Raw genomic sequence first — 15116 nt, 5'->3', positions numbered from 1 at the left:
ATCCCCTCTCCCCTCCGGGGAGAGGGTCAGGGTGAGGGGGTTGCGCGTGTCGGTAGGTTCGACAAAAGCGCAGCCCCCTCACCGGCCCTTCGGGCCACCCTCTCCCCGGAGGGGAGAGGGTTAGATTCTCCATCACGAGAACCCGCCCATGCCCACCCCTTACACGGTCCGCGATTCGGAGGTGGTCGTCATCGGCTCCGGCATGGCCGGGCTGACCGCCGCCCTGCATCTGGCGCCGCGCGCCGTCACGCTGCTGACCAAGACGCCGGACCTGCCGGGCGGCTCCAGCAACCACGCCCAGGGCGGCATCGCCGCCGCCATCGGCCCCGGCGACGGGCCGGAGGCGCACGCCGCCGACACGGTGGCCGCCGGCGCCGGCTTCGTGGACCCCGGCCGCGCCCTGCTGCTGACCCGCGAGGGGGCGGAGCGGGTGCGGGCGCTGCTCCTCGCCGGGCTGCCCTTCGACCGCGGCACCGACGGCGCCCCTCTGCTGGGTCGGGAGGCCGCGCACGGGGCGGCGCGCATCGTCCATGCCGGTGGCGACGCCACCGGGGCGACGCTGGTCGCGGCGCTGGCCGAGCGGGTGCGCGCCACCCCGTCGATCCGGGTGGAGAGCAACGCCTTCGCCGTCGATCTGGCGGTGCGCCATGGGCGGGTCTGCGGCGTGCTGGCCTGCCATTCCGAAGGCTGGGTGTTCCACCGCGCGCCGCGCGTGGTGCTGGCGACCGGCGGGGTCGGCGGGGCCTACGCCCGCACCACCAACCCGCCGGAGGCGACCGGCGACGGGCTGGCGCTGGCCGCGCGGGCCGGGGCGCTGCTCGCTGACGTGGAGTTCGTGCAGTTCCACCCCACGGCGCTCGCGGTGGACGCCGACCCCGCCCCGCTGTTGACCGAGGCGCTGCGCGGCGCCGGGGCGCTGCTGCTCGACCGGCGCGGGGTCCGTTTCATGGCGGCGGAACACCCGTTGGCCGAGTTGGCCCCGCGCGACGTGGTGGCCCGCGCCATCGGCGCCCGCGTCGCGGCGGGGGAGCCGGTGCGGCTGGACCTGCGTCCGGCGCTGGCCGCCAAGCCGGACGGCTTCCCCACCGTGCTGGCTCTTTGCGCCGCCCATGGTCTGGACCCATGGCGGGAGCCGGTGCCGGTCGCCCCAGCGGCGCATTACCACATGGGCGGGGTGGTCACCGATCCCGCCGGGCGGACCAGCCTGGACGGGCTGTGGGCCTGCGGCGAGGCCGCCTGCACCGGCGTCCACGGCGCCAACCGGCTGGCCAGCAACTCCCTTCTGGAGGCGCTGGTGTTCGGCGCGCGGGTCGCCCGCGACGTGGCGGGGCGGGACCTGCCTCCCCTGCCGCCCGTCGCCCTGCCCGACGCTCCGGCCGTCGCCGGGGAGGTCGGGGCCGCGTTGCTCGACGCCATCACCGACGAATCCCGCCGCACGCTCTACCAGGGCGCCGGGCTGGTGCGCGACGGGGTGGGGCTGCTGGCCGCCCGGCGCAAGCTGGATCGGCTCGCCGTGGCGCTCGACGCGCTGTGCGGCGTCGGCCCGGCGGACCTTGCCGCCGTCCGCCGCTGGGGCGAGGCGCGCAACCGCCTGCTGGCCGGACGGCTGATCGTCCACGCCGCCCTCGCCCGCAGCGAAAGCCGCGGAGCGCATTTCCGCACCGACTTCCCTCAGGAAGACCCGGCGGCGCAGCGCCACCGCTTCACCCTCACCGACCTGACCGGGGCCGCCGGCCCCCTTTCCGGAGACGCCGCATGCTCCATCCTCTGACCTATGAACCGATCGTCCGCGCCGCCCTGGCGGAGGACCTCGGTCGGGCCGGCGACATCACCACCGACAGCATCGTCCCGGCGGACGCCGTGGCGACGGCTCGGGTGGCCGCCCGCAAGGACGGGCGCGTCGCCGGGCTGGAGGTCGCCCTGTCCGCCTTCCGCATCCTTGACCCGGCGGCGGAGCTGCGGGTGGAGCACGGCGACGGCGCCGACGTGGCCCCCGGCGCCACCATCGCCACCGTGACGGCCCGCGCCCGAGCCCTGCTGACGGCGGAGCGGACGGCGCTGAACCTGCTGGGCCGCCTGTCCGGCATCGCCACCGCAACCCGCGCGCTGGTGCGCGAGGTCGAGGGGACCCGCGCCCGCATCGTCTGCACCCGCAAGACCACCCCCGGCCTGCGCGTCCTGGAAAAGCAGGCGGTGCGGCTGGGCGGCGGCTTCAACCACCGCTTCGGGCTCGACGACGCGGTTCTGGTCAAGGACAACCACATCGCCGTGGCCGGCGGCATCCGCGCGGCGGTCGAGCGCGTCCGCGCCGCCATCGGCCACATGGTGAAAGTGGAGGTCGAGGTCGACACGCTGGCCCAGCTGGAGGAGCTGCTGACCCTGCCGGTCGATGTCGTCCTGCTCGACAACATGGACCCGCAGACGCTGCGCCGCGCCGTCGCCCTGGTCGACGGCCGCATGGTGACGGAGGCTTCGGGCAACGTCACCCTGTCCACCGTGCGGGCCATCGCCGAGGCGGGCGTCGACATGATCTCGGTCGGCTGGCTGACCCACAGCGCGCCGAACCTCGACGTCGGGCTGGACATGTAGGGAGGGGACGCGGCGCCCCCTCCTCCTGAAACGCAGCCCTCAATGCCCCATGAAGTTCCGGTACTGCACGGTGTTGTCATCGCTCAGCCGGACCGAGGGGGCGGCGTAGGTCTCGTCGGCGGTGCGGCCCAGCGTGCCCTCCAGAATCACGCTGGCTCCGATGGCGAGGACGACGGCGGTGGCCAGGGCCATTCCGAACGCTTTCATGAGGCTTCCCTCCTGCTGTGAACCGGAGCGGCCGGTTGGGCGACGCCGATTCCGGAAATGCCGCGCGCGCCCTCCGCCACCGCGCCTTCGGCCTTGGCGATGCGGGTGTAGAGCGCCAGCGCCTGCGCCACCACCTGATCCATGTTGTAGTAGCGGTAGGTCGCCAGCCGCCCGACGAAATGGACGTTCGGCGTGGCGTCGGCCAGCTCCTGGTACTTGCGGTACAAGGCGGCGTTTTCCGCGCGGGGGATCGGGTAGTAGGGGTCGCCCTCCGCCGACGGGTATTCGTAGGTCAGGCTGGTCCGCGGGTTGGTCTGGCCGGTCAGGTGCTTGTATTCGGTGATGCGGGTGTGCGGCACCTCCTCGCCGGGGTAGTTCACCACGGCGACGGGCTGGAACCATTCCTGGTCCACCGTCTCGTGCCGGAAGGTCAGCGAACGGTAGGGCAGCTTGCCGAAACGGTATTCGAAATACTCGTCCACCGGGCCGGTGAAGATCAGGTTGCGGTAGCGCACGTCGCGCACCACGTCGCGGAAATCGGCGCCCAGGCGGATGGTGATGTTCGGGTGGTCGAGCATGTTCTCGAACATCCGCGTGAAGCCGTGCAGCGGCATGTTCTGGAAGCTGTCGCCGAAATAGCGGTCGTCGTCGTTGGTCCGCGTTGGCACCCGGGCCGTCACCGCCTTGTCGAGGTCCGAGGGGTCGAGGCCCCATTGCTTGCGGGTGTAGCCGCGGAAGAACTTCTCGTACAGCTCCCGCCCGACCGCGCTGACCACCACGTCCTCCGAGGTGCGGACGTCGGCCACCGGTTCCGCGCGGCTCTTGAGGAACTCCGCCACGCCGGCCTCGTCGAGGTCCAGGCCATACAGTTGGTTGACCGTCGTCCGGTTGATCGGGATCGGGACGAGCTGCCCGTCCACATGGGCGAGCACCCGGTGTTCGTAGGGGCGCCACTTGGTGAAGCGGGACAGATAGTCCGCCACCGGCTGCGAATTGGTGTGGAAGATGTGCGGGCCGTAGCGATGGATCAGCACGCCCGCGTCGTCGTGATGGTCGTAGGCGTTGCCGCCGATGTGCGGGCGCCGGTCGATCAGCAGCACCCGCTTGTCCAGCCCCGCCGCCAGACGTTCCGCCAGCACGCTGCCGGCGAAACCCGCCCCGACGATCAGATAATCGAAAACCGCCGGCCCGTCCGTCCGCCCCACATAAGCCGGAGCGGCTCCATCGAAATCACGCATAAGGTCTGCCTTCCTCGTCCCGCCAAAAGGCGGACGGGCGGGGCAAGCCGTCCGGCGCCCCACCCGTCCGCACATCCTGCGAACGGTGGAAGCCGCCGGTGGTTCCGGAGGAAGACGGTCGAGAAGGAGGTACCGATGCAGGGTACCTCCGGTGGCATCACCCCCCGAAGACGGTGTTCAGCTGCGCGCCGACGCGGACGAAGGTGGTCCGCTTCGACACCTCCTTCAGCTTGGTGGCGCCGATGTAGGTCATCATGCTGCGCACGCCGCCCATGATCTCCTGCATCGTGCCGTCGATCGGTCCGCGGTAGGGGACCTCCACGGTCTTGCCCTCCGACGCGCGGTAGGAGGCGACGCCGCCCGCGTACTTGTGCATCGCCGTGTCGGACGACATGCCGTAGAAGGTCATCGCCACCGGCACCTTACGGCCGTCGCGCTCCTCGTAGCGGATGTCGCCCTCGCACTCGTCATGGCCGGCCAGCATCCCGCCGAGCATCACGAAGTCCGATCCGGCGCCGTAGGCCTTGGAGATGTCGCCCGGCACCGTGCAGCCGCCGTCGCCGCAGACCTGCCCCTTCAGCCCGTGGGCGGCGTCGGCGCACTCGATGATGGCGGAGAGCTGCGGGTAGCCGACACCGGTCATCTTGCGGGTGGTGCAGACCGACCCCGGCCCGATGCCGACCTTGATGATGTCGGCCCCGGCGAGCACCAGCGCCTCGGTCATGTCGCCGGTCACCACGTTGCCGGCCATGATGACCATGTCCGGGTTCTCCTGGCGCAACCGGCTGATGACGCGCACGAAGCGTTCCGTGTAGCCGTTGGCGACGTCCAGGCAGAGCTTGCACACCGGGGCCTTGGCCTTCACCGCCTGGAACTTGTCGTAGTCGGCCTCCGTCGTGCCCAGCGAGTAGAAGACGTTGGCCGTGTCCTCGTCGCGGAAGAAGGGGATCAGGGCGTCGGCCGGGTAGTGCTTGTGCAGCGCGGTCATCGCGCCGAAGCGTGACAGGGCGCGGGCGACGGCCATGGTGCCGACCACGTCCATGTTGGCCGCGATCAGCGGGAAGCCCGTCCATTCCAGCCCGCTGTGGACGAAGCGGAAGGTCCGCTCGATGTCCACGTCGTTGCGGCTTTCCAGGGTGCTGCGCTTCGGGCGGATCAGCACATCCTTGAAGTCCAGCTTCAGATCGTTCTCGATGATCACCGGCGGGTCGTCCTTGTCGTTCTTATCGTTATAGGGGCGTCATTGCCCCCACCCCGGCCCTCCCCCGCTTCGCAGGGGAGGGAGAATCAAGTCCCCTCCCCTGCGTCAGCGGGGGAGGGTTAGGGAGGGGGCAATCACCCCTCGCCCAGCACCTCCAACAGCGACAGCGCCACAACCTCCGTCGCCTTGAACAGGTCGGACAGCGGCAGGCGCTCGTCGGCGCGGTGGGCGTTGGCCTCCTCGATGGTGTGGGGGCCGGCGCCGAACAGGGCGATGGGCACGCCGGCGTCGGAGTAATGGCGCGCGTCGGTGTAGAGCGGCACGCCCTTGGTCTCCACCGGCTCGCCCATGACGCGGCTGGCGTGGGCGCAGAGAACGGCGGCCAGCCGGTCGGTGCCGGGCAGCGGAGTCAGCGGGCGCGCCAGCAGGATGCGGCGGACCTCGACGCGGGCCTTCGGGAAGGCCGTGGCCGCGTCGGCGATGACCGCGCGCAACGTCTCCTCCACCGTCTCCGGCGCCTCCTCCGGGATCATGCGGCGGTCGAGGCGCAGGGTCACGCGGTCCGGGACGACGTTGGTGTTGATGCCGCCCTTGATCAGCCCGACCGTCAACTGCGGCGAGCCGATGCCGCCCACCGCCGACACGGTGCCGGCGTAGCCCTTGCGGTGCTCGTAGAGCGCGCCGAGGATCGCCGTCGTCGCCTCCAGCGCGTCGATGCCGGTCATCGGCAGGGCGGCGTGGGCGGACTTGCCGGTGACCTCGACCTCCAGATGCAGGCAGCCGTTGTGCGCGGTGACGACGCCGTAGCTGAAGCCCGCGGCGATGGCGAAGTCCGGCTTGGTCAGCCCCTCGTCGAGCAGCCATTTCGGCCCGATCTCGCCGCCGGCCTCCTCGTCGTAGGTCAGGTGCAGCTCCACCGTGCCGCGGTCCAGCCCGGCCTTCTCAAGCGCCAGCAGCGCATAGGTGTAGGTGACGAAGTCGGACTTCGAGACGGCGACGCCGCGCCCGTACATCCAGCCGTCCACCACCTCCGCCCCGTAGGGGTCGCGGGTCCAGCCCTCGCCCGGCGGCACCACGTCGCCGTGGGCGTTCAGCGCCACGGTCGGCCCGTCGCCGAAGCGGCGGCGCACGATCAGGTTGGTGGCGGAGATCATGCCGTTGGCCCGCACCAGCTCCGCCGGGACCGGGTGGCGCTCCACCGTCAGGCCCATGGCTTCCAGCAACTCGGCGGCACGCTCGGCGTGGGGGGCGCAGTCGCCGGCCGGGTTGTCGGAGGGCACCTTGACCAGTTCGGCCAGGAAGCGGACCTGCTCGTCACGGGTCTGCTCCAGGAAAGCGCGGATGGCCTTTTGGGCGGTGTCGGTCATGGTGTCGGGGTCTCGTGCTCAAAGTGGCGGATGATGTCCAGGAGGATCTGCACCGACAGGTCGGCGTCCTCCACGGTGATGGATTCGGCGGGGTTGTGGCTGATGCCGCCCGCACAGCGGACGAACAGCATGCCCATCGGCAGCACGCCGGCGAAGGCCATGGCATCATGCCCGGCGCCGCTGGGCAGCGGCAAGGGACGGACGCCGGCACGGATCACCGCCGCCTCGATCTGCCGCCGGATGCCGGGGGAGCAGGGGGCGGCGTTGGCGTCGTGGGTCGTCTCCACGGCCAGTTCCACGCCGCGGCGGGCGGCGATCCCCTCGAAGTCGGCGAGGATGGCGGCGCAGGCGTCCCGCCGCACGGAGTCCTCCGGCGCGCGGACGTCGAGGGTGAAGGCGGCCTCGCCGGGGATGACGTTGACGGCGCCCGGCTTCACCTCGATCCGGCCCACCGTCGCCACCAGCCCGGCGTCGGAGGCCGCGGCCACCCGCTCCGCCGCCAGGGTCATCTCGGCGGCGGCCACCAGCGCGTCGCGGCGCAGCGCCATGGGCACCGTGCCGGCGTGGCCGGCCATGCCGCGCAGCCGGACGGCGAAGCGCGTGGCGCCGTTGATGGCCGTGACGATGCCGACCGGCAACCCTTCCGCCTCCAGCACCGGCCCCTGTTCGATGTGGACCTCCAGGAAGGCCAGCGCCTCCCCCGGCTTGCGGGCCGCCGTGGCGATGGCCTCGGGATCGCCGCCGAAGGCGCGCAGCGCGTCGGCCATGCGCACGCCGTCGCGGTCGCGCGTCTCCAGCGCCGCCCGTTCGAAGCGGCCGGCCACGGCGCGGCTGCCGGTCAGGGTCACGGGAAAGCGCACCCCTTCCTCGTCGCCGAAGCCCAGCACCTCGATGGCGAAGGGCAGGCGCTCGCCGCGCCGGTCCAGTTCCGCCACCGCGGCGACGGCGGCGAGCACGCCCAGATTCCCGTCATACCGGCCGGCGTTGCGCACCGTGTCGATGTGGGAGCCGATCAGCAGCGCCGGCGCACCCGGCACCGTCCCCTCGTAGCGTCCGACCACCGTGCCCGCCGGGTCGAGCCGGGCGTTCATCCCGGCCTTGCCCATCAGCTCCATCAGCCAATCCGCGGCGGCGCGGTGCTGCGGGGTCAGGAACAGGCGGGTCAGCAGCCCCGGCTCCTCCGTGAAACCGGCGAAGGCGTCCAGCCGCGCCATCAGGTCCGCGCCGAACGCCGTCATGGCCCGATGTCCTTGGGCAGCAGGTCCTTCAGGCGTAGCCAGGTGATGCGCTCGACCTGGGCCAGCGCCGTGGCGAACTCCTCCTCCGGACCGTTGGACAGGCGGGTTTCGAACGCCTCCAGGATGTCGGCGCGGCTGCGGCCCTTGACCGCCAGGATGAAGGGGAAGCCGAAGCGCGCCTTGTAGGCGTCGTTCAACTCGGTGAAGCGGGCGAACTCCTCGGGCGTGCAGCGGTCCAGCCCGGCGCTGGCCTGCTCGGCCGTGCTGTCGGCGGTCAGCTCGCCGCGCAGCGCCAGCCGGCCCGCCAGATCGGGGTGGGCGTTCAGCAGCGTCAGCTTCCGGCCATGGTCGGCGGCGCGCAGGACGGCGACCATCGCGGCGTGCAGCCCGTCCACGTCGTCCGGCACGTTTCCGGCATCCCAGGCGCCTTCGGCGACCCAGGGCGAATGTTCGAACACGCCGCCGAATCGGGCGACGAAACTTGCACGGTCCATCTCGCTCGGTCGCATCCCGGCCTTCCCTGATCGGTCCTCTGTCCCGCAGCATAACCGCAATCGCCGGGGTCCGCTTTTTCGATCCGTTTGAAAGTCTTTTTGCGCAAGCCCCGTTCGGACCGCGCGGCGGTGCGGCATGGGGTGCGGTATAAGGTCACTTCGCGGCATTCCACGGTGAGGAGAGAGACCCATGTCCGGAAGCGGGCGCCTGACCACCCATGTTCTCGACACGACGCACGGACGGCCCGGCGCCGGGATCGCCGTCACCCTCTACCGCATCGACGGGGAGCGGCGGGAGCGGCTGACGCAGACCCGCACCAACGCCGACGGGCGCTGCGACGCGCCGCTCCTCGCCGGGGCCGACCTGACGCCGGGCGTCTATGAACTGGTGTTCGAGGCCGGCGACTATTTCCGCGCCTCCGGCCTGGAGATCGTGGAACCCGCCTTCCTCGACGTGGTGCCGATCCGCTTCGGCGTCGCCAACGCGGACCAGCACTATCACGTGCCGCTGCTCGTCTCCCCCTACAGCTACTCGACCTACCGGGGAAGCTGATCGGTCCAGGCGGCGAGCAGGCGGCGCTCCTCCGGCGTGATCCCGGTGACGTTGCCGGGGGGCATCGCGTCGGACAGCGCCGCCCAGACGCGGATCTGGGGCGCGTGGCGGCTGATCGCCTCCGCGCTGTCCAGCGTCACGCCGCGCGGCGGCGCGCCGATCCCCTCCCACACCGGCTGCGCCGCGTGGCACATGGAGCAGCGGGAGAGCACCACCTCCTCCACCTGTGCGAACTCCACCTGGGCCAACTCCACCCTGGCCGGCGCGGCGGCGCTCTCGGTCCGCGTGCCGGCGGCGCTCAGGCCCACGATGACGGCGACGCCCGCGGTGGCCACCGCCCAGGTCCACCAGGGCGTCGGCTTGCCGGCGTGCCGGCTGTTGAAGAAGTGGCGGATCACCGCCCCCACCACCAGCACCACCGCCACGATCACCCAGCTGTAGCGCGTGCCGAAGGCCAGCGGGTAGTGGTTGGAGATCATCAGGAAGACGACCGGCAGCGTCAGGTAATTGTTGTGCAGCGAGCGCTGCTTGGCCTGCTTGCCCAGCGCCGGGTCGGGCACTTGGCCGGCCTTCATGGCGGCCACAGCCTTGGTCTGGTTGGGGATGATGATGCGGAAGACGTTGGCCGACATCATCGTGCCGATCAGCGCCCCGACATGCAGCATCGCCGCCCGCCCGCTGAAGAGATGACTGAGGCCCCAGGCGACCAGCACCAGGAAGACGAAGCCCGCCGCCGCCAGCTTCACGTCGTCCTTGCCCAGCGGCGACTTGCACAGCCGGTCATAGCCGTGCCAGCCCAGCCCCAGCGCGCCCAGGCTGAGCAGCACCGCGCCCCACCAGGGGATGTCCAGCACCGCCGGGTCGATCATGTAGAGTGCGGCGCCGTGGTAGTAGAGCACCGACAGCAGCGCGAAGCCGCTGAGCCAGGTGGCGTAGGCTTCCCACTTGAACCAGGTCAGCTTCTCCGGCAGCTCCGGCGGGGCGACCGTGTACTTCATCATGTTGTAGAAGCCGCCGCCGTGGACCTGCCACGCCTCCCCCGCCACGCCGGGGGGCAGGCCGTCGCGCCGCCGCAGGGACAGGTCGAGGTGGATGAAATAGAAGCTCGACCCGATCCAGGCGATGGCCGTGATGACGTGCAGCCAGCGCACCAGAAAGTTGACCCACTCCCAGACGATCGGCTCCATGCGTCGCGGCCTCTTCCGTTCGGTGATCCTCACCCTGAACTCTACGGTTGCCGCAGCGCAGCGGGGAAGCGGATGCGTGCGCCAGCACTTTCAAAAAAAACGGAAAGGTGGGAGGATTCCCCAGAGCGTGTGGGGAAAGGGCTGGGCGTGGCGCTGCTGGAGAACATGCGGGTGTTCGTGCGGGTGGTGGAGCTGGGCAGCCTGTCCGCCGCCGGGCGCAGCCTGCGCTTGTCGCCCGCCGTGGTCAGCCACCGGCTGCAAAGCCTGGAGGAGCATCTGAACGCCCGTCTGCTCAACCGCACCACTCGGCAGGTGCAGTTCACCGAGGCCGGAAAGGTCTTCTTCGAACACTGCCTGGAGGTTCTGGAGGCGGCGGAACGGGCGGAGAGCAGCGTTGGCGCCATCGGCGGGGCGCCGGTGGGCAGCCTGCGGGTGACGGCGCCGCTGGGCTTCGGCCGGCACATCCTGGCCCCGATGGTGCCGCGCTTCCACGCCGCCTACCCGCAGGTGGATTTGCGGCTGCGCCTGTCCGACCATCTGCTGGACCTGCTGCGCGAGGCGACCGACGTGGCCATCCGCATGGCGCCGCTGAAGGATTCCAGCTTCGTCGCGCGCAAGATCGCCGACCTGCCGCGCGTGCTCTGCGCTGCGCCGTCCTATCTGGAGCGGCGGGGCGTGCCGGCCCGGCCGGAGGATCTGCTGTCCCACCACTGCCTGCTGCTGCGTTTTCCCGGATCGCAGCAGTTCCAATGGACGCTGAACACCCCGCAAGGCCCGATGACCCTGCCGGTGTCCGGCCAGTTCGACGCCGACGACGGCGACGTGCTGACCGGCTGGGCGCTGGCCGGGGAAGGGATCGTGCTGAAGCCGCTGTGGGAGGTCGCCGACCATCTGCGCCGCGGGGAGCTGCGGGTCGTCCTGCCGCACTGCCCGCCGGAGCCGGTGACGCTCGCCGTCCTCTACCCCCACCGCAACCTGCTGCCCGCGAAGATCCGCGTCTTCATCGATTTCTTCGCGGAGCAGGCGCGCGCCGCCCTGGCGGATACGGAAATGGCCGGAGCGGAGCCGAATGCCGCGCCCTGACCGTTCCCGCTTTTCCCCCGCTTTTCCAACGGCGTGCTATGATGCCGCCACGCCGCGCGGCGGGGTTCGCCGCAGGGAAGGACGAGAATGACCGCACAGCCGCCCGCCAAGCCGTTTCCGCCGAAACCCGCCAAATCCATCCGCAAGAAGACCCGCCGCGCCACCGAGCGGCTGACCATGACGGACGTGGCCAACGCCGCCGGCGTGTCGCCCAGCACCGTCTCGCTCTATCTGCGCAAGCCGGAGGCGGTGTCGGAGGAGCTGGCGACCCGTGTGCGGACGGTGATCGACCAGCTCGGCTACGTGCCCAACCTCGTGGCGGGCAGCCTCGCCGCGGCGAAGAGCCGGACGGTGGGGGTGATCCTGCCCTCCATCACCAACTCCTTCTTCGCGGAGACCTACAACACGCTGCAAAGCGCCTTCCAGACCGCCCATTACCAGACACTGCTCGGCGTCAGCGAGTTCGATCCGGAGCGGGAGGAGGAGCTGATCCGTGCCTTCCTCGCCTGGTCGCCCGCCGCGGTGGTGGTCACCGGCCTGCACCACACCGAGCGGACGCGCGCCATGCTGCGCTCCTCCGGCGTGCCGGTGGTCGAGATGTGGGACATCCCCTCCGCCCAGACCCCGGCGGTGGACATGACGGTCGGCTTCTCCCATTTCGAGGTCGGGCGCCGGCAGGCCAGCCACCTCTACGACCAGGGCAGCCGCAAGGTCGCCTACATCGGCGCCGCCGTGCATCAGGACATGCGCGTGCGCAGCCGCACCGACGGCTATGAGGACGAGGTGCGCCGCCGCGGCCTGCACGAGCCGATCGCCTTCACCGCCCCCGACACCGCTTCCACACCCGTCGGCATCTGGCTGATCGACGAGGTGTTCGCGCTGCATCCGGACATCGACGGGGTGGTCTGCTCCAACGACGCCATGGCGCTGGGCGTGCTGTTCGAGGCGAACCGGCGCGGGCTGAGCGTGCCCGACGATCTGGCGGTGATCGGCTTCGGCGACCTGACCTTCAGCGCCGCCTGCCTGCCGCCGCTGTCCACCGTCCGCCCACCGCAGCGCGAGATCGGCGAACTGGCCGCCGGCCAGATCCTGGCCCGGCTGAACGGCACCACGGTAGCGCAGCCGCATCATGGGCTGGATTGCGAACTGGTCGTCCGCGACAGCACCCGTCCCGACGCCGATGCGGGCGTGGAGCGGCAGACGGCGGGGTGAATCCTGGTCTGAAGGACAGGGCTGACGATTGTCCCTTGTCCATGGTTCGTTCCCCTGCTTCCTTCCACGCCATCGTGATTAGCACACCGGAATAGGACGATGGCCGGCTTGGCTGTAGATGGAGCCGCGGTGATCCGCGCCACCCTGCCGACGCTGCCGGACACGCCCGGCGTCTACCGGATGATCGGGGCGGACGGGCGCATCCTGTATGTCGGCAAGGCGAAGAACTTGAAACGCCGGGTGGCCAGCTACACCCGGGCCGACGGGCTGCCCAACCGCACCCGCCGCATGGTGGCGCTGACCCGCTCCATGGAGTTCGTCACCACCCACACCGAGGCGGAGGCCCTCCTGCTGGAGGCGAACCTGATCCGCCGCCTGCTGCCACCCTTCAACGTGCTGGTGAAGGACGACCGATCCTTTTCCTACATCGCGCTCGGCGAGGGGCACGAATTCCCCAGGCTGATGCACCACCGCGGCAGCGCCGATCGGCATGGCAGGAAACGCGACCTGTTCGGCCCCTACGCCTCCCCCGCGCTCGTCGGCATGACCATCGGGGCGTTGCAGCGCGCCTTCCTGCTGCGCAACTGCGACGACGCCACCTTCACCGCGCGCACGCGGCCCTGTCTCCAGCACCAGATCAAGCGCTGCTCGGCCCCCTGCGTCGGCCGCGTCTCGGCGGAGGACTACGCCGCGCAGATGCAGGGCGTGCGCGACGTGCTGACCGGGCGCAGCGCCGCCGTCCAGGCGGAGTTCGCCCGCCACATGATGGACTGCTCCGACCGGCTGGCCTACGAGGACGCCGCGCGCTGGCGCGACCGCATCCGCGCCCTGACCGCCCTGCAAAGCCGCCAGGACATCAATCTGGAAGGCGTTCTGGAGGACGCCGACGTGCTGGCCGTCCATGCCGAGGGCGGGACCGCCTGCGTCCAGGCCTTCTTCTTCCGCGGCGGGCGCAACCAGGGCACCCGCGCCTTCTTCCCTCGGCACGATGGCGACGAGGAGCCGGCCGCGATCCTCGCCGCCTTCGCCGCACAGCTCTACGAAGGGACGCCGCCACCCCGCCACCTGCTGCTCAGCCACGCCATCCCGGAGCGCGCCCTGCTGGCCGAGGCGCTGACCCTGGCCGCCGGACGGCGGGTGGAGGTGGAGTTTCCCCAGCGCGGCCCCAAGCGCCGCGTCGTCGAACACGCGCTGACCAACGCGCGCGAGGCGCACGGGCGGCGCATGGCCGAACGCTCCGCCCAGGGCAAGCTGCTGGCCGGGGTGGCCCGCGTCTTCGGTCTTCCGAAAACACCGGCCCGTATCGAAATCTACGACAACTCGCACATCCAGGGGGCCTTCCCGGTCGGCGCCATGGTGGTCGCCGGGCCGGAGGGCATCCAGCGCAACGCGGGGCGCCGCTTCCACATCAAGGACCCCGTGGCGGCCGGCGACGATTACGCGATGCTGCGCGAGGTGCTGACCCGCCGCTTCGGGCGCGCCCTGCGCGAGGACCCGCAGCGCAGCGGTGGCCAATGGCCCGATCTGGTGCTGATCGACGGCGGCCTCGGCCAGTTGAACACCGCCCGCGCGGTGCTGGACGGGCTGGGCATCGCGGGCGTGCCGCTGGCCGCCATCGCCAAGGGTCCGGACCGCGACGCCGGGCGCGAGCGCTTCTTCCTGCCGGACCGCGAGCCCTTCCGGCTGGAGCCCAACGACCCGGTGCTGTACTTCCTGCAACGGCTGCGCGACGAGGCGCACCGGACGGCCATCGACGCCCACCGCACACGCCGCCTGAAGGCGATGGACCACACCCGCATCGACGGCATCCCCGGCGTCGGCCCGTCGCGCAAGAAGGCCCTGCTTCACCATTTCGGCAGTTCCACCGCGGTGGCATCGGCCGGGCTGAAGGATCTGGAGGCCACCCCCGGCATCAGCGCGGCGCTGGCCCGGCGGGTGTTCGAGCATTTTCATGGGTGAGCCGCCGGCCCCCACCCCGGCCCTCCCCCGCTATCGCAGGGGAGGGAGAAAAGTCCCCTCTCCCGCCCAGCGGGGGGGGTTAGGGTGGGGGCAACCGCGGCCGAATTATTCCAGAGACACCGATGCAGCCGCCGCTCATCAGTCCTGCGTTTGCACGGTTTTTTGGTTAGTGCTTCCTTAACCCAGCGGGATCATGGTCCGCCCACCGCAAACAGAGCATATGCACAAGGCGCCTGACCATGGGCCAGAAGACCATCAAGTTCTCCGACAAGAACGGCTACCGCGACGTCGAACTCGACAGCCTGCCGCGCAACGTGCGCGCCGCCGTCACCGACATGGCCGCGAAGAACCCCGTCGCCAGCATCATCGTCGACCAGACGGGCATGCTGTACCGGATTCACCTGACCGAGCCGGCGAACGTCTATCTGGACGTGCTCTCGGTCGCCTGAACCGCGGCACTCCATAAGTTTCAGGAACAACGGCGGCGCACCCGGTGCGCCGCCGTTTCCATTTCAGCGTGCCGTCAGGAGCGTGACGTCACGAGCGTTCCGTCTCACTCCGGCAGGACGGACACCGTGCGGTCCAGGGCATCGCGCGGAACCGTCGAGCCGAAACCGGACAGGATCGCGCGGGCGTGCCCCGGTGCCAGACCGGTCATCCGGGCCAGATCGCCGGCGTCCAACCCTTGCTGTTCGGCGGCGTGGCGGATGCGGGTGATGGCGTCGCGTTTCTCCGAGCGGTCCATGGCGCTGCTCCGTTTGCGGACGTGATGGGTCATGCGGTCCTCC

At 70.9% G+C, this 15116-nt stretch carries 15 protein-coding genes; 7 read left to right on the top strand and 8 right to left on the bottom strand.

Features of this window, described 5'->3' with window-relative positions; translation table 11 throughout:
* The first annotated feature begins 148 nt into the window (after window positions 1-148).
* Both Sp245p_RS19995 and nadC read left to right on the top strand, forming a co-directional pair.
* Window positions 149-1771, top strand: a complete 1623-nt coding sequence (locus Sp245p_RS19995) for an L-aspartate oxidase (protein ID WP_109138796.1) — start codon at window positions 149-151, stop codon at window positions 1769-1771.
* On the top strand, window positions 1756-2589 hold the full coding sequence (nadC, locus tag Sp245p_RS19990; protein ID WP_109138795.1) for a carboxylating nicotinate-nucleotide diphosphorylase: 834 nt from the start codon (window positions 1756-1758) through the stop codon (window positions 2587-2589). The genes Sp245p_RS19995 and nadC overlap by 16 nt, the downstream gene beginning before the upstream one ends.
* Before the next feature lie 39 nt (window positions 2590-2628).
* Here the strand turns inward: nadC and Sp245p_RS35025 are convergent, their stop codons facing one another.
* From Sp245p_RS35025 to uraD, 6 genes are all read right to left on the bottom strand, one after another.
* On the bottom strand, window positions 2629-2796 hold the full coding sequence (locus Sp245p_RS35025; RefSeq protein WP_014198011.1) for a hypothetical protein: 168 nt from the start codon (window positions 2794-2796) through the stop codon (window positions 2629-2631).
* Window positions 2793-4034 carry a UDP-galactopyranose mutase gene (gene glf, locus Sp245p_RS19985; RefSeq protein WP_014198010.1) on the bottom strand — a complete coding sequence of 414 codons (1242 nt, stop codon included), beginning with the start codon at window positions 4032-4034 and terminating at the stop codon, window positions 2793-2795. Before glf ends, Sp245p_RS35025 begins: the two co-directional genes overlap by 4 nt.
* A 157-nt stretch (window positions 4035-4191) precedes the next feature.
* Complete coding sequence (locus Sp245p_RS19980; protein WP_014198009.1) at window positions 4192-5235, bottom strand: GMP reductase; 1044 nt, start codon at window positions 5233-5235, stop codon at window positions 4192-4194.
* A 134-nt stretch (window positions 5236-5369) separates the two neighbouring features.
* Window positions 5370-6602, bottom strand: coding sequence for a M20/M25/M40 family metallo-hydrolase (locus Sp245p_RS19975; RefSeq protein ID WP_014198008.1), 1233 nt, complete (start codon window positions 6600-6602; stop codon window positions 5370-5372).
* Window positions 6599-7840, bottom strand: coding sequence for an allantoate amidohydrolase (locus Sp245p_RS19970; RefSeq protein WP_109138794.1), 1242 nt, complete (start codon window positions 7838-7840; stop codon window positions 6599-6601). The genes Sp245p_RS19975 and Sp245p_RS19970 overlap by 4 nt, the downstream gene beginning before the upstream one ends.
* A complete protein-coding gene (uraD, locus tag Sp245p_RS19965; RefSeq protein WP_109138793.1) occupies window positions 7837-8334 on the bottom strand; it encodes a 2-oxo-4-hydroxy-4-carboxy-5-ureidoimidazoline decarboxylase in 498 nt (165 codons plus the stop codon). Before uraD ends, Sp245p_RS19970 begins: the two co-directional genes overlap by 4 nt.
* A 190-nt stretch (window positions 8335-8524) precedes the next feature.
* On the opposite strand from uraD, the gene uraH reads away from it, so the two are divergent.
* A complete protein-coding gene (uraH, locus tag Sp245p_RS19960) occupies window positions 8525-8887 on the top strand; it encodes a hydroxyisourate hydrolase (RefSeq protein ID WP_014198004.1) in 363 nt (120 codons plus the stop codon).
* Here the strand turns inward: uraH and Sp245p_RS19955 are convergent.
* Window positions 8872-10074 carry a urate hydroxylase PuuD gene (locus Sp245p_RS19955; protein ID WP_014198003.1) on the bottom strand — a complete coding sequence of 401 codons (1203 nt, stop codon included), beginning with the start codon at window positions 10072-10074 and terminating at the stop codon, window positions 8872-8874. The genes uraH and Sp245p_RS19955 overlap by 16 nt on opposite strands.
* A 147-nt stretch (window positions 10075-10221) precedes the next feature.
* Between Sp245p_RS19955 and Sp245p_RS19950 the strand changes: the two genes are divergently transcribed.
* The 4 genes from Sp245p_RS19950 (at window position 10222) to Sp245p_RS19935 (ending at window position 14777) form a co-directional block, all read left to right on the top strand.
* Window positions 10222-11157: a LysR family transcriptional regulator gene (locus tag Sp245p_RS19950; RefSeq protein ID WP_014198002.1), complete on the top strand. Its 936-nt coding sequence runs from the start codon at window positions 10222-10224 to the stop codon at window positions 11155-11157.
* 87 nt (window positions 11158-11244) lie between these two features.
* A complete protein-coding gene (locus Sp245p_RS19945) occupies window positions 11245-12369 on the top strand; it encodes a LacI family DNA-binding transcriptional regulator (protein WP_109138792.1) in 1125 nt (374 codons plus the stop codon).
* A gap of 99 nt (window positions 12370-12468) precedes the next feature.
* On the top strand, window positions 12469-14328 hold the full coding sequence (gene uvrC / locus Sp245p_RS19940) for an excinuclease ABC subunit UvrC (protein ID WP_014198001.1): 1860 nt from the start codon (window positions 12469-12471) through the stop codon (window positions 14326-14328).
* A 239-nt stretch (window positions 14329-14567) separates the two neighbouring features.
* Window positions 14568-14777, top strand: coding sequence for a hypothetical protein (locus Sp245p_RS19935; protein ID WP_014198000.1), 210 nt, complete (start codon window positions 14568-14570; stop codon window positions 14775-14777).
* A 104-nt stretch (window positions 14778-14881) separates the two neighbouring features.
* On the opposite strand, the gene Sp245p_RS19930 is transcribed toward Sp245p_RS19935, so the two are convergent.
* A complete protein-coding gene (locus tag Sp245p_RS19930) occupies window positions 14882-15106 on the bottom strand; it encodes a hypothetical protein (RefSeq protein WP_035677842.1) in 225 nt (74 codons plus the stop codon).
* Window positions 15107-15116 lie beyond the last annotated feature (10 nt).

Source organism: Azospirillum baldaniorum (assembly GCF_003119195.2).
Classification (GTDB): Bacteria; Pseudomonadota; Alphaproteobacteria; order Azospirillales; family Azospirillaceae; genus Azospirillum; species Azospirillum baldaniorum.
The sequence above is the reverse complement of the archived record's forward strand: the minus strand, read 5'-3'. Positions and strand labels throughout refer to the sequence as shown.